The following is a 15,654-nucleotide window of genomic DNA, read 5'->3' as shown; positions in this document are numbered from 1 at the left end:
CGGGGCATGAACGCCGCAACGCAGGCAGTCTTTGTGGCCCGGCCCTTGCGCATCTTGTGACCGGTGGTGGCCTGCGTCTAGATAGCGGCACGGCCATACAGGAGGCACGCATGACCCTTCTTCTGATCCATACCGGAGGCACCATCGGCATGTCGGACAGCCCGCAGGGGCTGACCCCCGAAGCCGGGTTGGTCGAGGCGACGGTAGCAGCATTGCTGCCTGCGGGCGTCCGCTTGCAGACCGAGGTGTTCGCCCCACTGATCGACAGCGCCGATATGGGGCCGACCGGGTGGAACCGCATCCTTGCGGCGATCCATGCCGCACCGGGGGCGGATGTGATCGTGACGCATGGCACCGATACCATGGCCTTCACCGGCGCGGCGCTGGCGCAGGCGCTGGCCGGATCTGGGCGCCGCGTGGTGCTGTGCGGCGCGATGCAGCCTTTGGGCACTGGCGGCGATGCCGAAGGCAACTTGCATCTGGCGATGGGGGCAGCGCGATCTGCCCCGGCCGGGGTCTGGCTGGCCTTTGCCGGTGAACTGCTGCCCGCCGAGGGGTTGGCCAAGATCGACAGCCATGCCGACAGCGCCTTCCGCGCCCTGCCGCAAGCCCCCCTGCCCGCCCGCCCGCCCAAAGCAGCGCCCTTCGGTGCCGCGCGCGTGGCGGTGCTGACACTTTCGCCCGGCCTGCCCGCCGCCCTGCTACGCGCGGCACTGGCCGAACTGGATGGCGCGGTGTTGCGCGTTTATGGCGCCGGCACGTCAATGAACGATCCGGCAGTTCTGGCGGCACTGGCCGACGCGGTGGCGCGCGGTGTGCGACTGCGCGCCGTCAGCCAATGCCTGAGCGGCGGTCTGGCGCCGGGCGCCTATGCGGCGGGTGCGGGTCTTTGGGCGGCGGGGATAGAGAATGGCGGGCTGGAGACGACAGAGGCTGCGCTGGTGCGGCTGATGCTGGATCTGTCGGCCTGACGGCGGCTTAACCCACCCGCTTGACGGCTCAGGGGTTCGCCCGCAACCATGCCTCGAACGCGCGCAGGGTGGTTTCCGAAACATAGTGCTCCAGCCCCTCGGCATCCAGTTCGGCGGTTTCCACCGGCACGCCCACAGCCACCAGCAGATCGACCACGGTGCGGTGGCGGGCCCGCACCCGTGCGGCCAGCGCCACCCCGGCTTCGGTCAGGAATACCCCGCGATAAGGGCGCGAGATTGCCAGCCCCTCGCGCTTCAGGCGGGCCACGGCTTTGGTGGCGGTGGGATGGGCCACGCCCATGCGCTGTGCGATTTCAGTCACCCGCGCCTCGCCATGTTCGACGATCAGGTCGTCGATCATCTCGGCATAATCCTCCAGCAGCGCCATGGACTGCGCCGCCCGCGCCTGGGTGAAGCGCTCGGCAGCGCCGTGACCTTCACATTCGGGCGATTCGGCAGATGTCATGGCGGCTCCTTCCCACAAGCACGGCCTGACGGGCAGCGCGTCTGCATCCTGATCCGGTCAGGGTGGACAGGTTACAGCCTTGACGCCGCTTTGGGAATATCAGCCCGCACATCATCAAGACGAGACACCAGAGATTTGCCGATTGACAAAAGTGTAGCCTAGGCTTCATTTTCGCAACAGGAAAAACACGCGACGGATGGAACGGAAGATGATGTTGAAGGGCTCGGTGACGGGACGAACACAGGACGCCATGACGGCGGTGCTAGAGGGCAGGCGACGCGGACCAAGGGCAGCGCTGGCCTTCTTGGGGCCGGCCGTCATTGCCTCGATTGCCTATATGGACCCTGGCAACTATGCGACGAACATTCAGGCCGGCGCGGGCTATGGCTATGCGTTGCTGTGGGTGGTGCTGATGGCGAACCTGATCGCCATGCTGTTCCAATCTCTTTCGGCGCGGCTGGGCATCGTCACGGGCAGCAACCTTGCGGAACTCTGTCGTGACCATTTTCCCCGGCCCGTGGTCTGGCTGCTGTGGATCGGCAGCGAGATCGCCGCCATGGCCACCGATCTGGCCGAATTTCTGGGCGGCGCGATCGGTCTGGCCCTTTTGTTCGACATGCCGCTGATGGCGGGCATGGGCGTCACCGCGATCGTGACCTATGGCATCCTGATGTTCGACGCCAAGGGCTTTCGCCCGATGGAGCTGATCATCGGCGCTTTCGTGGCAATCATTGGGCTGTGCTATCTGATTGAAGTGGTGATCGCGCCCATCGCCTGGGGCGAGGCGGCAGCGGGGATGTTCAGCCCGTCGATGCCCGACAACACCGCCCTGACCATTGCGGTGGGGATCATCGGCGCCACGGTGATGCCGCATGCGATCTTTCTTCACTCCGGGCTGACGCAGGGGCGTGCCCTGATGCGCAACGATGCCGAACGGCGCCGGGTGCTGCGGTTTTCAAATATCGAGGTTGTGCTGGCGCTGGCGGTGGCGGGCATGATCAACATGGCCATGGTGATGATGGCGGCCAGCGCCTTCCATGCCGGGCATAGTGACGTGGCCGAGATCGAGACCGCCTATCACACGCTGACCCCCCTGCTCGGTTCGGCGGCGGCGGCAGTGTTCCTTGTGTCGCTGATCGCCTCGGGCGTTTCCAGCTCGGTCGTGGGCACGATGGCAGGGCAGATGATCATGCAGGGCTTCCTGCGGGTGCGCCTGCCGGTCTGGCTGCGCCGCGCAGTGACGATGGCCCCCGCCTTTGTTGTGGTGGCCATGGGGGTGAATGCCACAGATGCGCTGGTGATGAGCCAGGTGATCCTGAGCATCGCTCTGCCTATCCCGATGATCACGCTGATCATTTTTGTCGGTCGGCGAGACATCATGGGCGATTTCACCATCAGCCGCCCGGTGCGTGCTCTGGCGATTGCCGGGGCCACCATCGTGCTGAGCCTGAACAGTGTTCTGCTGTTGTCGGCCTTCGGGGTAGCGATCCCGGGGCTTGGCTGAGGCGATGCGGGCCAAGGCAACTTGGGCGGCAAAAAGCTGATCCAAAAAAAACGCCCGAGTCCCCCTCCTCGGGGCTCGGGCGCAGGTATGCTGGAAAATGCCTGTCAGGCCACTTTTTCCAGCGCCACCTCGGGGGTGATGCCCAGCGCATGGCAGACATCACGGGTCAGATGCGGACGATTCAGGGTGTAGAAGTGCAGGTCTTCCACCCCTTCCGAAATCAGCGTGTCACACAGTTCGGTGCACAGCGCGACCGACAGAAGCTCTTCGCGGCCATCGCGTTTCGCCGCCGTATAGGCCTCGTCCAGCCACTGCGGCACATGCGAGCCGCAGCGGGTGGCGAATTTCTTCACCCCGACGAAATTGTCGATCGGCAGAATGCCGGGGATGATCGGCGCGGTGATGCCTTCCTTGGCGCAAAGATCACGGAACCGCAGGAAGGTTTCCGCCTCGAAGAAGAACTGGGTGATCGCCGAAGTGGCGCCCGCGTCGATCTTGCGCTTTAGCCAGCGCACATCCTGCAGCGTGTCGGCGGCATCGGGATGCGGCTCGGGATAGGCGCCGACGCGCAGGGTGAACTTGCCGGTGGCGGCCAGCGCCTCGATCAGTTCCACCGAATTGGCGAAGCCCAGCGGATGGGGCACGAAGCGCACGGCGCTTTTGGGCGCATCGCCACGCAGCGCCACGATCTCGGTCACGCCCGCGTCGGCATAGGCCTCGGCGATGGACAGCGTTTCGGATTTCGTCGCATCGACACAGGTCAGATGCGCCGCCACGTTCAGCCCGTAATTCTTGCCGATCGTCGTCACAGCCTCATGCGTCAGCTTGCGGGTGGTGCCGCCCGCGCCATAGGTGACCGACGCGAAGGTCGGCTTCAGCGGCGCCAGCATCTGCACCGTTTCCCACAGCTTGAACGACGCTTCGAGCGTCTGCGGCGGGAAGAACTCGAAAGAGATGCGCGGTGCGGTCATGGTCGGCTCCTGTCTGGATGCCTGTCTTGTGCCGGAAATCGCGATGTGAGACAAATTCATAATACTCAAGATCAATATGAGGATGGCTCATGTACTTCGAACTTCGCCACCTGCGCACCATCCGCGCGATTCACGAGGCCGGGGGGCTGGCCCGCGCGGCAGACATGCTGAACATGACGCAAAGCGCGCTGAGCCATCAGGTGAAGGGGCTGGAAGATCAGGCGGGGGTGGAGCTGTTCGCGCGCCGGTCGAAACCCTTGAAGCTTTCCGCAGCGGGGCAGCGGATGCTGCGACTGGCCGAGCGCGTGCTGCCAGAGGTGGAAGCGCTGGAGGAGGAGTTCCGCGCGCTGCGGTCGGGCAAGACGGGGCGGCTGCATATCGCCATCGAATGCCATGCCTGTTTCGACTGGCTGTTCCCGGTGCTGGAAAAATTCCGTCATGCCTGGCCCGATGTGGATGTAGACATCCGCGCCGGGCTGGCCTTTGACGCCCTGCCCGCCTTGGCCCGCGAAGAGGTGGATCTGGTGATCTCTTCCGATCCGGTGGAAATTCCGGGGGTGATCTTCAATCCGCTGTTCGATTATCACCCGACAGTCGTCGCCTCGGCGCAAAATGCCTTTGCCGACAAGGCGATGATCGAGGCCGAGGATTTCCGCGACCAGATCCTGATCACCTACCCGGTCAGCCGCGACAAGCTGGACATCTTCACCGAAGTGCTGACCCCCGCGAAGGTGGAACCGCGCGGCACACGGCAGGCAGAACTGACGGCGGTGATCCTGATGCTGGTCGGATCAAACCGCGGGGTGGCGGTGCTGCCCGACTGGGTGTTGCGCAGCGTGCGCGACAATGCCGATTACGTCACCCGCCCGCTGGCGCCGGGCGATGTGACGAAACGGCTTTACGCCGCCACGCGGGTCGAGGATGCAACGCAGCCCTATATGGCGCATTTCCTGCGGCTGGGCCGGACCGAGCCGGTGAAGCTGCAACGCGGCTGAGCCTGTTCCGCCGGGAACAGCGTGCGGCGCGCGGGTCGGGCAGGATGGGGCAACCGTTAAAGGAGTTCCCCCCATGGCCCGCACGATCCGCTTCACCAATGGCGCCGACAGTTTCACCCAGGGTTTCGCCATCGAAAACCGCCAGTTGACCTTGCTTCTGGGCGGTGGCGATGACCGGGTGGTGCTGGACCGCGACGACGATTTCGGCGGCGGCAACCGGGTGGATATGGGGGCTGGCGCCGACGGGCTGGTGAACGAGGCAGAGGCAGGCAACCTGATACGGCTGGGCGGCGGGGCGGATACCTATGTGAGCTTGGGCTTCGGCAGCTTCAGCACTGACCGCGCTGATACGGTGCTGGGCGGCGCGGGGGACGATCTGTTTGCAGTGTCCACCTTTCACAGCCGCTATGTTGGCGGGGCCGGGGCGGATCAGTTCTTTTCGGTCGGCTGGCAGAACCGGTTCGAGGGCGGCAAAGGTGTCGATTCGATCAGCTATGCCCCGCGGAACGACGATTTCACCCAAGGTGGCAGCGGCGTGACCGTCGATCTGGGGGCAGGCCGGGCTCAGACCGGCGCCAACCGGTTCGAGACGCTGGTTTCCATCGAAAACGCCACGGGCTCGAGTGCGGATGATGCGCTTTTCGGCTCCGCTGCGGCCAACCTTCTGGCAGGCGGCGGCGGGTTCGATCAACTCACCGGACGCGGTGGCGCCGACACCTTTATCTGGTCGGAGGCGCGCGAGGCGCCTGTGGTGGCGGATGCCATCGACCTCGTGACCGATTTCACGGCAGCAGAGGGCGACCGGATCGACCTGCGCGGGATCGACGCCGACCTGCTGACCGCTGGTGATCAGGCCTTCACTTTTCGCGGCGCCGAAGGGTTCAGCGGCAACGCCGGAGAGTCGCGCTTTGCGGGCCAGATCCTGGAAGGCGATCTGACGGGCGACGGAATCGCCGATTTCCGCATCGGCCTGCTGGACGTGGTGACGCTGAGTGCCGCCGACATCCTGCTCTGACCTTCTCCCTGTCGGGAAAAGGGCAAGGGTGCGGGGGCATCCGTGGTCTGAATAAGCGTCAGTATTTCGACGGCACATAAAGCTCGCGCGGCAGCACCTGGCGTTCGTAATCCGGGTTGAACACCCGGCTTGGCAGGGTGATTTCCTCGTGCGGCACCGGACCATAGGGCACCATGGTCAGCAGATGGTCGATGCAGTTCAGCCGCGCGCGCTTCTTGTCATTGCCCTCGACGATATACCACGGCGCCTCGGGGATGTTGGTGCGGGCCATCATCTCTTCCTTGGCCTTGGTATACTGCTCCCAGCGCACGCGCGATTGCAGATCCATCGGCGACAGTTTCCACTGTTTCATCGGGTCATGGATGCGCATGAAGAAGCGCATCTGCTGTTCTTCGTCGGTGATCGAGAACCAGTATTTCACCAGCCGGATGCCCGACCGCACCAGCATCCGCTCGAACTCCGGGGCGTCGTGGAAGAATTGCGCCACCTGATCTTCCGAGGCGAAGCCCATCACCCGTTCCACCCCGGCGCGGTTATACCAGCTGCGGTCGAACAGCACGATCTCGCCCCCCGCAGGCAGATGCGGCACATAGCGCTGGAAATACCACTGCGATTTCTCGCGGTCCGACGGCGCGGGCAAGGCCACGGTGCGCACCACGCGGGGGTTGAGCCGCTGGGTGATGCGCTTGATCACCCCGCCCTTCCCGGCCGAGTCGCGCCCCTCGAAGATCACCACGACCTTTTCCTTGTGATACTGCACCCAATCCTGCAGCTTGATCAGCTCTGACTGCAACCGGATCAGCGCGTGCATATAGGTGGCGCGGTCCAGCGCATCGGGGTGATGCTGCTTGTAGATGCGCGAGATCTCTTCCGAGACGACGACATCTTCCAGCTCCAGCTCGTATTCCTCGTCCAGCGTATCGGCGAGTTCGGCGGCCAGCCAGTCGCGGCCCGGAAGGTCAGTATCGTCGGTCATGGGAAGGCTCCTGCTTGCGCGCGCACCCAATCACAGAGGCATGACGGTTTTGCGACAGGGCGCAAGCCGGGGCGCCGGATGGCGCGCGCCCCCCCGCAGGGCCTTCACAAAGCCGCGCAAGCCTAGTAGAAGCCGCCGCTTGAACACCCGACAATCCGATCCGACCGAAGCGAGACGAGGAATCCGCCCATGCAAGGCAGCGCCAACCTGAACGTGATGATCAAGGCGGCCCGCAAGGCCGGGCGCAGCCTTGTGAAGGACTTCCGCGAGGTGGAGAACCTTCAGGTCTCGGCCAAGGGTCCGGGCGATTTCGTGACGAAAGCCGACCGCGAGGCGGAACGGATCATCAAGGAAGAGCTGATGGGCGCCCGCCCGACCTATGGCTTCCTGGGCGAAGAGGGCGGTGAGACGGCGGGCGCAGACCCGACCCGCCGCTGGATCGTCGATCCGCTGGACGGCACGACCAACTTCCTGCACGGGCTGCCGCATTGGGCGGTGTCGATTGCGCTGGAACACAAGGGCGAGATCGTGTCCGCCGTGGTGTTCGACGCGGCGAAGGACGAGATGTACTGGGCCGAAAAGGGCGCCGGTGCTTGGATGAACGAAAGCCGCCTGCGCGTGTCGGGGCGGCGCCACATGATCGAGGCGATCTTCGCCACCGGCGTGCCGTTCGGCGGCAAGGGCACCCTGCCCGCAACGCTTCAGGATCTGGCCCGCCTGATGCCCGTCTGCGCCGGGGTGCGCCGCTGGGGTGCCGCCGCGCTGGATCTCGCCTATGTCGCGGCGGGCCGCTATGACGGCTATTGGGAACGCGGCATCAATGCCTGGGACATGGCGGCGGGGATGCTGCTGGTGAAAGAGGCGGGCGGCATGGTTTCGGCCATCCGCGAGGGCGATAACCCGCTGGAAAAAGGCGCGGTGATCTGCGCCAACGAACCACTGTTCGAAGGCTTCCGCAAGATCATCCGCGGCGAGTGATCCGGCAGAGCGCGCCTGCCAAAAGGTCGCCTGCGCGGCCGGAAGGCCGCTCGTCTCCGCCTTAGGGCGAGGGTATTTATACAAAGAAGAGGGGAAAGGGTGCGGGCCTTTCCCCTCTTCTTTGTATAAATACCCATCCTCGTCTGACGCATCGGGCAGGCCGGGCCAGCTGGACGCAGCCCACGCCTGCCATGACAATGCGCGCTGAAGGGGCTAAATGCCCCTGATGTGTGCGCCCCGTTTGAGGTCAGGCCTGACCGCTCATCTACGCCTGCGGATGACGGGAATACGGGTTCCTGCTTGAATAAGGGCCGGATGAGCAGGATGGCCTTCGGTGCGCCGCCAGAACGCCGGACCGCCGCGGCGCAGCCAAGGCCAAAGCATCAGAGCAAGGCCGCTGAGAAAGCCGCCCGCATGGGCCCAATAGGCTACACCACCGGCATCCGTGGGCGTGCTGACGCCTGCGACCAACTGCAACCCGAACCACAGGCCGAGCACGATCCAGGCGCGCATCGGGAAGACACGGAAGAAAATCACGAAGATCACCAGAACGTCGATCCGGGCACGGGGAAACAGCAGCAGATAGCCCCCCATCACTGCCGCAATCGCGCCTGACGCACCGACCATCGGCAGCGGCGAGGCCGGGTCCATCGCCACCTGCAGCCCCGCCGCCCCTGCCCCACCGGCGAGATAGAAGCCGAGAAAGCCCGCAGGGCCCATCAGATCCTCCAGATTGTCGCCGAATATCCACAGGAACAGCATGTTGCCGCCCAGATGCGCCCAGCCACCATGCAGGAACATCGAGGTCAGCACAGTGAACCAGTCGCCCCCTTGCATCAGCCGCCCGGGCACGAGACCCCAGGTGAGGAAGAACCCGTCCTGCGCCGGACCTGCGGGCACCATCAGCCAGTAGCCCAGAAAGATCAGCACATTGGCCGCGATCAGCGCCAGCGTGACATGGGGTCTGCGCCCCGAAGGGTTATGGTCGCGGATCGGAAACATGGGTCACGCTTTCCGATCCGCAGGGCTGCGTCAAGCGGTCACGCGGCCCCAACCTCGGCCAGCAGTTGCGCATTGCCGCCCGAGGCCGTGGTGTCGATACAGACATGGCGTTCCATCATCACATGTGCCGCATCGGGCATCCCACCGATCAGCGGCAGGATGGGGCCAGCGCGCCGGGCCAGTGCCTGCGCATAGGGGCGCGGGGCGCTGCCCCAGAACAGCGCACCGGAAAAACCGGACAGCCGGGTCAGCGCCTCGGGTGCAAGACCGGGGGCCTCGATGGCCAGCCCGCCCAGCGCACGCACGGCTTCGGCCTGCGCCAGGGCAGAGGCCGCATCGGGGCCAAGGCAAAGCAGCGGGGCACGCTGCCAGGCCGACAGGCGGTTGCTTTCGCCGGTCGGCCCCGGCAGGTCGCGGGTATGGGCCGGGCGAGCTGCAGGCAGCAGGGCTGCAAGCTGGCGCTGCACCTCGGCCTCCGACACGGCAGGCGCGACGGGGGTGGAAACGGTAGAAACTGGCGTGGCGGTGAAGCGGGTAAGATACTCCGGCCCGCCCGCCTTGGGGCCGGTGCCCGACAGCCCCTCGCCGCCAAAGGGCTGGCTGCCGACCACAGCGCCGATCTGGTTGCGGTTCACATAGGTATTGCCCACATGCAGCCGTTCGACAATGCGCTGCACCCGGTCGTCGATGCGGGTGTGCAATCCGAAGGTCAGGCCAAAGCCGGTGGCGTTCACCGCGTCGATCACCCGGTCGATCTCGGATGCCTTGAAGGTGGCGACATGCAGCACCGGCCCGAAGATCTCGCGCTGCATCTGGGCGATGCCCTTCACGCGGATCACGGTGGGGGCGATGAAGGTGCCGATCTCGGGCGCCGCCAGTTCTTTCACCACGCGACCCTCGGCGCGGGCGGTGTCGATATGGGCGCGAATGCCCGCCTGCGCCTCGGCGTCGATCACCGGGCCGATGTCGGTGGTCAGGTGCCACGGATCGCCCAGCACCAGTTCATCCATCGCCCCGGCCAGCATGTCGAGCAGATGCGGCGCAATGTCTTCCTGCACATAAAGGCAGCGCAGCGCCGAACAACGCTGGCCCGCGGATTGGAAGGACGAGGCGAGAATGTCGCGCACCGCCTGTTCGGGCAGGGCCGTGCTGTCCACCAGCATGGCATTCAGCCCGCCCGTTTCGGCGATCAACGGTGCCGTCGGGTCCAGATGGTCGGCCATGGCGGCCCGGATCTTGAGCGCGGTTTCTGTCGATCCGGTGAAGGCCACGCCGTTCACCCGGGCGTCGCGGGTCAGCGCCGCACCCACCGTGCCATCCCCCGGCAACAGTTGCAGCGCCGTTTGCGGCACACCGGCGCGATGCAGCAGATCCACCGCAAGGGTGGCGATCAGCGGTGTCTGTTCCGCCGGTTTGGCGATCACGGCATTGCCGGCGGCCAAAGCGGCGGCAATCTGGCCCGAGAAGATGGCGAGCGGAAAGTTCCACGGGCTGATGCAGACGAACAACCCGCGCGGCGGCGCCGTCAGCGTTTCGGTCCCAGTTGCGTAATAGCGCAGGAAATCCACCGCCTCGCGCAGTTCAGCCACGGCATCGGATTGCGATTTGCCCGCCTCGCGCGCCAGCAGCGCGAAGATCGGGCCGAATTCGGCCTCATAAAGATCCGCGGCGCGGCGCAGGATTTCGGCGCGTTCCGGGGCGGCGGCATCCCAGATGCGGGCGGCAGAGAGCGCGGTTTCCACATCGGGGGCAGCGGCGGGCAGCAGATTGCCGACATGTGCGCCCGTTGCCGGGTTGCGGATGTCGATCCGCGCCCCCCCGGCCACCGGCCCGGCAAGGCGCGGACGGGCATCGAACAGCGTCGCTTCATGTGGGGCGCGGGCTGCGGCGATGTCGGCCAGATCGGCATCGTCGGTCAGATCCCAGCCACGCGAGTTGCGGCGGGCGCCGAACAGGTTCGGCCCGGTCAGGATCGCCGGGTTCGGAACCGAAGCCACCTGTCCCATGTAGGTCAGCGGGCAGGCGGCGACAGTCTCGGGTGCCACATCCTCATTCACGATCTGGTTGACGAAAGACGAGTTGGCGCCGTTTTCCAGCAGGCGACGCACCAGATAGGCCAGCAGATCGCGGTGGGCCCCCACCGGGGCATAGATGCGGCAGCGGGTGCCACGGTCGGCCAGCACGATGTCATGCAGGCGTTCGCCCATGCCATGCAGCCGCTGGAATTCAAAATCGCGCAAATCCACGCCCGAGGTTTCGGCCATGTCGAGGATCGCCGCCACGGTATGCGCATTGTGGCCCGCGAATTGCGGATAGATGCGGTCGGTCATGCCCAGCAGCTTTTTCGCATTGGCAATATAGCTGACATCGGTGGCCTGCTTGCGGGTGAATACCGGAAAGCTGTGCAGCCCCAAGACCTGCGCGCGCTTCACCTCGGCATCCCAATAGGCGCCCTTGACCAGCCGCACCATGATCTTGCGATCCAGCCGCACAGCCAAAGCATTCAGCCAATCCAGCACCGGGCCCGAGCGGCGGCCATAGGCCTGCACCACCACGCCAAACCCATCCCAGCCCCGCAGCGCCGGGTCTTCCAGCACCGCCTCGATCACCTGCAAGGACAAGACCAGCCGGTCAGCCTCTTCCGCGTCGATGTTGAAGCCAAGGCCCGCCGCCTTGGCCAGCCCGGCCAGCGCGCGAACGCGCGGCACCAGTTCCTCCATCACGCGGGCGCGTTTGGCCACCTCGTAGCGCGGATGCAGCGCCGACAGTTTCACCGAAATACCGGGGTTCGACCGAATGTCGCCCTTGGTGGCGGCAGCGGCAATCGCGGTGATCGCCTTGGAATAGGACAGGTGATAACGGCGGGCATCGGCTTCGGTGCGGGCCGCCTCGCCCAGCATGTCATAGCTGTAGGTATAGCCTTTGGATTCAAGGTCTTCCGCGCGCTTCATCGCGGCTTCGATGGTTTCGCCCAGCACGAACTGGCGGCCCATCTCTTTCATCGCGCGGCCCACGGCGGTGCGGATCACCGGCTCGCCCAAACGCTTCACAAGGCCACGCAAATGGCCCACCACGCCCGGCTCGCGGTCTTCCAGCACCTTGCCGGTCAGCATCAGGGCCCAGGTGGAAGCGTTCACGAGGCTGGAGGCCGATTGCCCCAGATGGCGACCCCAGTCGGACGGCGCGATCTTGTCCTCGATCAGCGCATCCATGGTTTCGGCATCGGGCACGCGCAGCAGCGCCTCGGCCAGACACATCAACGCGATGCCCTCGTCGGTGGACAGGCCGTATTCGGCCAGAAACACCTCCATCAGCCCCGGCTTCACCGAGGCGCGGATGCGGCGTACCAGATCGGCCCCCGCCGCCGTGATACGGGCACGGGCGGCCTGATCCAGCCCCGCCTCGGCGATCAGATCGCGCAGCAGCGCGGCCTCGTCGCGCAGGCTTGCGGTTTCGATAAGGGTCCAGCTGTCCTGCAGATCGCGCGGCATGGGAAATCTCCTGTTGTTAGCCCCAGAATAGCGCCAAATGCGCGGGCGGATTTCCCGATGATATGGCAGAGTGCAGGCGATTCGCCTGAATTGGAGCCTGTTTGCCATGCCATCCGCCCGCGTCGCGCTTGATTCTTATGATGAGGCGATCTTGCGCCTCCTTGCCGCCGAGGGGCGGATCACCGCCACCGAACTGGCCCGCCGCATCGGCCTGTCGAAATCGCCGACCCAAACCCGGCTCAAGCGGCTGGAGGACAGCGGCGTGATCGCCGGATACCGCGCCATGCTGGACCCGATCGCCATGGGGCTGGCGCATGTGGCCTTTGTCGAGGTGCGGCTGGCCGACACGCGCGAGGCCGCGTTGCAGGCCTTCAACCGCGCGGTGCGCGCGATCCCCGAGGTGGAACAGTGCCACATGATCGCCAGCCGCTTCGATTACTTGCTGAAAGTGCGCACCGCAGACATTCAGGACTACCGCCGCGTGCTCGCAGAACGCATCTCGGCCTTGCCGCACGTCGCTGCAACCTCCACTTATGTAGCGATGGAGGCGGTCAAGGAAACGCTGTGACAGCCGGTCTGCCGCCAGAGGGCGACGTGAAATCGTGGATCTTATTCACCAGAGGAGTGCCAATCATGGCCATCATGCGCAGCTGGGACAGCTTTGATTACAAATCGCTTGATCTGAATTTGTTTTTCAGAACAGCCGACACGCTTGGCTTCGATGACGATGACGGCATCCGCTTTCGCGGCACAACCTATGATGACGCGATCTACATCGAGGGCGTGGTGGATGGGTTCGACAATTCACTGGAGTTCTATGGCTCGGACATCGCGGTCTCGGGGGCACATGTCGTCGCGGGCACGTTCAACGCACTGGCGAACTGGTTTTACGATACCGATGACAGTACATGGTATTACAATCTGGCCCTGACCGGCTTTTCCGTGAATGCGACCAAGGTGGATGCCGCGCTGACCTCGGCGGGCACGGCGGATGATCGGGCGGTGCTGGCCCAGATGCTTTCGGGGCATGACAACATCGTGCTGTCTGCCGATGCCGACCGGATGACCGGCTTTGCCGGCAGTGACACCCTGCGCGGTGGGCGCGACGACGATGCCTTGCTGGGTGGCACGGGGAATGACAGACTGGACGGCGAGGCAGGGGATGACTGGCTGCGCGGCGAGGCCGACAATGACCAGCTGCGCGGCGGCGGTGGCGCGGATACGCTGGATGGCGGCCGGGGTAACGACCGGCTGATCGGGGGCGCGGGGGATGATTTCTTCGTGTTCCGCCAGCAGGATGGCTCAGACCGTGTGCTGCAGTTCGAGGATGGCACCGACCTGATCCGCCTGCAAGGCTTCCACAGCGGCACGGATACCATGCGGATCACCCAGGACAATGACGATACGCTGATCATCTGGGACGCGCTGACCATCCGTCTGGTCGATATCGACGCGCACAGGATCACCGGCGCCGATTTCGGCTGAGAATCCGCAACCCGCGCCAGTCTCGCATCAGACAAGGCCCCGCCCCTTTGGGGCTGTCACATTTCCGGGTCCACCATATTACGCCCGTCAGTCTTGCTCTAGGGCTGCTGCAAGCCAGGGCAAACGGCGATTTTGACGGCCCATGGCAACACTTCAGGGCTTCCGGCAACGCGGGAACAATCTGCCGCAGTAATCTGCGTCGAAGGTTCTGGCACAGCAGACAGCGCCAGAACCACCCACTCGAATCCTGCTTTCAAATGAATGGTGCCGAGGAAGGGACTCGAACCCTCACTCCAGAGGACGCGGTGTTTAAGACCGCTGCGTCTACCGTTCCGCCACCCCGGCCCATCGCCTGTTTCTGACGCCGCGCCGCGCCTGTCAATGCGCATTGGCGCAGATGCCGCAGAGCGGCAATTGACTTGTTGCCCGGCTTCGCCACTAAATCTGCAGCAAAGCTTTAGCGGGGAGTATCCATGAAAAAGATCTACGGCAGTGCATCGGAGGCCCTGGATGGCCTTTTGTTTGACGGGATGACGATGGCCTCCGGCGGGTTTGGTCTGTGCGGCATCCCGGAGCTGCTGATTGCGGCGATCCGTGATGCGGGCACGAAAGACATCACCATCGCATCGAACAATTGCGGGGTGGATGATTTCGGGCTGGGGATCCTGCTGAAGACCCGGCAGATCAAGAAGATGATCTCCTCCTATGTCGGCGAGAATGCCGAATTCATGCGCCAGTATCTGAGCGGCGAGCTGGAGCTGGAGTTCAACCCGCAGGGCACGCTGGCTGAGCGGATGCGGGCGGGGGGTGCCGGGATCGCGGGCTTCTACACCCGTACCGGCGTCGGCACGGTGATTGCCGAGGGCAAGGACGTGAAGCAGTTCAACGGCCAGGACTACATCCTCGAGACCGGGCTGGTGATGGATCTGGCGATCGTCAAGGCCTGGAAGGCCGACCCGTCGGGCAACCTGGTGTTCCGCAAGACGGCGCGCAATTTCAACGCCCCGGCGGCGACCTGTGGCCAGGTCTGCGTGGCCGAGGTGGAGGAGATCGTGCCGCTGGGCGCGCTGGACCCCGACGCGATCCATCTGCCGGGTATCTATGTGCACCGCATCGTGCAGGGCCCGCATGAAAAACGCATCGAACAGCGGACCACCCGCAAACGCGAACCGGCCCTGTAAGGCCGATCATCGCAAGCAGGAACAGGAGAAAGACCATGTGGGACCGCAATCAGATGGCGGCACGCGCCGCGCAAGAGCTTCAGGATGGATGGTATGTCAACCTCGGCATCGGGATTCCGACGCTGGTGTCGAACTATATCCCCGAAGGTGTTAACGTAACCTTGCAGTCGGAAAACGGCATGCTGGGCATGGGCCCCTTCCCTTACGAGGGCGAGGAAGACCCCGATCTGATCAACGCCGGCAAGCAGACGATCACCGAACTGCCGCAGACCGCCTATTTCGACAGCGCCCAGAGCTTCGCAATGATCCGCGGCGGCAAGATCGCCATGGCGATCCTCGGCGCGATGGAGGTCTCGGAAACCGGCGATCTGGCGAACTGGATGATCCCGGGCAAACTGGTCAAGGGCATGGGCGGCGCGATGGACCTTGTGGCGGGCGTGGGCCGCGTGGTGGTGGTGATGGATCACACCTCGAAACACGGTGAAAGCAAGGTGCTGCACGCCTGCACCCTGCCGCTGACCGGCCGCGCGGTGGTGGACCGCATCATCACCAACCTCGGCGTGCTGGATGTGGTGGAGGGCGGACTGAAGATCGTCGAACTGGCAGATGGCGTCACCGA

14 protein-coding genes and 1 tRNA gene are annotated in these 15,654 nt (G+C 64.8%); 9 read left to right on the top strand and 6 right to left on the bottom strand.

The genetic code is table 11. From position 1 onward, the window contains the following. Nucleotides 1-110: 110 nt before the first annotated feature. Complete coding sequence (locus BMX43_RS08555) at nucleotides 111-971, top strand: asparaginase domain-containing protein (RefSeq protein WP_091300274.1); 861 nt, start codon at nucleotides 111-113, stop codon at nucleotides 969-971. A 28-nt stretch (nucleotides 972-999) separates the two neighbouring features. On the opposite strand, the gene mntR is transcribed toward BMX43_RS08555, so the two are convergent. Further along, nucleotides 1,000-1,437 carry a manganese-binding transcriptional regulator MntR gene (mntR, locus tag BMX43_RS08550; RefSeq protein WP_091300271.1) on the bottom strand — a complete coding sequence of 146 codons (438 nt, stop codon included), beginning with the start codon at nucleotides 1,435-1,437 and terminating at the stop codon, nucleotides 1,000-1,002. Between the two features lie 208 nt (nucleotides 1,438-1,645). Here mntR and BMX43_RS08545 point away from each other — a divergent pair, with 208 nt between their 5' ends. Then, entirely contained in the window at nucleotides 1,646-2,941 is a 1,296-nt protein-coding gene (locus BMX43_RS08545) for an Nramp family divalent metal transporter (RefSeq protein WP_091300854.1), read from the top strand. A 104-nt stretch (nucleotides 2,942-3,045) separates the two neighbouring features. Here BMX43_RS08545 and metF read toward each other — a convergent pair whose 3' ends face one another. Further along, nucleotides 3,046-3,912, bottom strand: a complete 867-nt coding sequence (metF, locus tag BMX43_RS08540; RefSeq protein WP_091300269.1) for a methylenetetrahydrofolate reductase [NAD(P)H] — start codon at nucleotides 3,910-3,912, stop codon at nucleotides 3,046-3,048. 89 nt (nucleotides 3,913-4,001) lie between these two features. Here metF and BMX43_RS08535 point away from each other — a divergent pair, with 89 nt between their 5' ends. Both BMX43_RS08535 and BMX43_RS08530 read left to right on the top strand, forming a co-directional pair. Continuing rightward, the gene (locus BMX43_RS08535; protein WP_091300266.1) at nucleotides 4,002-4,907 is read left to right on the top strand and encodes a LysR family transcriptional regulator; all 906 of its coding nucleotides are present in this window, start codon (nucleotides 4,002-4,004) and stop codon (nucleotides 4,905-4,907) included. Nucleotides 4,908-4,980: 73 nt separating this feature from the next. Continuing rightward, nucleotides 4,981-5,922: a M10 family metallopeptidase C-terminal domain-containing protein gene (locus BMX43_RS08530; RefSeq protein WP_091300263.1), complete on the top strand. Its 942-nt coding sequence runs from the start codon at nucleotides 4,981-4,983 to the stop codon at nucleotides 5,920-5,922. A 58-nt stretch (nucleotides 5,923-5,980) separates the two neighbouring features. On the opposite strand, the gene ppk2 is transcribed toward BMX43_RS08530, so the two are convergent. After that, nucleotides 5,981-6,898: a polyphosphate kinase 2 gene (ppk2, locus tag BMX43_RS08525; protein WP_091300261.1), complete on the bottom strand. Its 918-nt coding sequence runs from the start codon at nucleotides 6,896-6,898 to the stop codon at nucleotides 5,981-5,983. A gap of 189 nt (nucleotides 6,899-7,087) precedes the next feature. Here ppk2 and BMX43_RS08520 point away from each other — a divergent pair, with 189 nt between their 5' ends. Continuing rightward, complete coding sequence (locus BMX43_RS08520) at nucleotides 7,088-7,876, top strand: inositol monophosphatase family protein (protein ID WP_091300257.1); 789 nt, start codon at nucleotides 7,088-7,090, stop codon at nucleotides 7,874-7,876. 261 nt (nucleotides 7,877-8,137) lie between these two features. Here BMX43_RS08520 and BMX43_RS08515 read toward each other — a convergent pair whose 3' ends face one another. Together BMX43_RS08515 and putA are read right to left on the bottom strand one after the other, a co-directional pair. Then, nucleotides 8,138-8,878, bottom strand: coding sequence for a rhomboid family intramembrane serine protease (locus BMX43_RS08515; protein ID WP_091300254.1), 741 nt, complete (start codon nucleotides 8,876-8,878; stop codon nucleotides 8,138-8,140). Nucleotides 8,879-8,916: 38 nt separating this feature from the next. Then, entirely contained in the window at nucleotides 8,917-12,369 is a 3,453-nt protein-coding gene (gene putA / locus BMX43_RS08510) for a bifunctional proline dehydrogenase/L-glutamate gamma-semialdehyde dehydrogenase PutA (RefSeq protein ID WP_091300251.1), read from the bottom strand. A 106-nt stretch (nucleotides 12,370-12,475) separates the two neighbouring features. On the opposite strand from putA, the gene BMX43_RS08505 reads away from it, so the two are divergent. Both BMX43_RS08505 and BMX43_RS08500 read left to right on the top strand, forming a co-directional pair. Continuing rightward, a complete protein-coding gene (locus BMX43_RS08505) occupies nucleotides 12,476-12,937 on the top strand; it encodes an Lrp/AsnC family transcriptional regulator (protein ID WP_091300852.1) in 462 nt (153 codons plus the stop codon). A gap of 65 nt (nucleotides 12,938-13,002) precedes the next feature. Then, nucleotides 13,003-13,854: a calcium-binding protein gene (locus tag BMX43_RS08500; RefSeq protein WP_091300248.1), complete on the top strand. Its 852-nt coding sequence runs from the start codon at nucleotides 13,003-13,005 to the stop codon at nucleotides 13,852-13,854. A gap of 262 nt (nucleotides 13,855-14,116) precedes the next feature. Here BMX43_RS08500 and BMX43_RS08495 read toward each other — a convergent pair. After that, nucleotides 14,117-14,199: transfer RNA gene (locus BMX43_RS08495), tRNA-Leu, on the bottom strand. A 128-nt stretch (nucleotides 14,200-14,327) separates the two neighbouring features. On the opposite strand from BMX43_RS08495, the gene BMX43_RS08490 reads away from it, so the two are divergent. Together BMX43_RS08490 and BMX43_RS08485 are read left to right on the top strand one after the other, a co-directional pair. Beyond that, nucleotides 14,328-15,035 carry a CoA transferase subunit A gene (locus BMX43_RS08490; RefSeq protein ID WP_091300245.1) on the top strand — a complete coding sequence of 236 codons (708 nt, stop codon included), beginning with the start codon at nucleotides 14,328-14,330 and terminating at the stop codon, nucleotides 15,033-15,035. 35 nt (nucleotides 15,036-15,070) lie between these two features. Next, the coding region (locus BMX43_RS08485; protein ID WP_091300242.1) for a 3-oxoacid CoA-transferase subunit B at nucleotides 15,071-15,654 on the top strand (584 nt) is incomplete at its 3' end.

The organism is Gemmobacter aquatilis (assembly GCF_900110025.1).
Taxonomy (GTDB): domain Bacteria; phylum Pseudomonadota; class Alphaproteobacteria; order Rhodobacterales; family Rhodobacteraceae; genus Gemmobacter; species Gemmobacter aquatilis.
This window is presented reverse-complemented; position numbering and strand designations above follow the sequence as displayed.

What these genes read in the sequence shown, in the direction of transcription:
- BMX43_RS08535 (WP_091300266.1), top strand. Translation starts at nt 4,002, where the DNA reads ATGTACTTCGAACTTCGCCACCTGCGCACCATCCGCGCGATTCACGAG.
- BMX43_RS08520 (WP_091300257.1), top strand. Translation starts at nt 7,088, where the DNA reads ATGCAAGGCAGCGCCAACCTGAACGTGATGATCAAGGCGGCCCGCAAG.
- BMX43_RS08505 (WP_091300852.1), top strand. Translation starts at nt 12,476, where the DNA reads ATGCCATCCGCCCGCGTCGCGCTTGATTCTTATGATGAGGCGATCTTG.
- BMX43_RS08555 (WP_091300274.1), top strand. Translation starts at nt 111, where the DNA reads ATGACCCTTCTTCTGATCCATACCGGAGGCACCATCGGCATGTCGGAC.
- mntR (WP_091300271.1), bottom strand. Translation starts at nt 1,437, where the DNA reads ATGACATCTGCCGAATCGCCCGAATGTGAAGGTCACGGCGCTGCCGAG.
- BMX43_RS08500 (WP_091300248.1), top strand. Translation starts at nt 13,003, where the DNA reads ATGGCCATCATGCGCAGCTGGGACAGCTTTGATTACAAATCGCTTGAT.
- putA (WP_091300251.1), bottom strand. Translation starts at nt 12,369, where the DNA reads ATGCCGCGCGATCTGCAGGACAGCTGGACCCTTATCGAAACCGCAAGC.
- BMX43_RS08530 (WP_091300263.1), top strand. Translation starts at nt 4,981, where the DNA reads ATGGCCCGCACGATCCGCTTCACCAATGGCGCCGACAGTTTCACCCAG.
- ppk2 (WP_091300261.1), bottom strand. Translation starts at nt 6,898, where the DNA reads ATGACCGACGATACTGACCTTCCGGGCCGCGACTGGCTGGCCGCCGAA.
- BMX43_RS08515 (WP_091300254.1), bottom strand. Translation starts at nt 8,878, where the DNA reads ATGTTTCCGATCCGCGACCATAACCCTTCGGGGCGCAGACCCCATGTC.
- metF (WP_091300269.1), bottom strand. Translation starts at nt 3,912, where the DNA reads ATGACCGCACCGCGCATCTCTTTCGAGTTCTTCCCGCCGCAGACGCTC.
- BMX43_RS08490 (WP_091300245.1), top strand. Translation starts at nt 14,328, where the DNA reads ATGAAAAAGATCTACGGCAGTGCATCGGAGGCCCTGGATGGCCTTTTG.
- BMX43_RS08545 (WP_091300854.1), top strand. Translation starts at nt 1,646, where the DNA reads ATGATGTTGAAGGGCTCGGTGACGGGACGAACACAGGACGCCATGACG.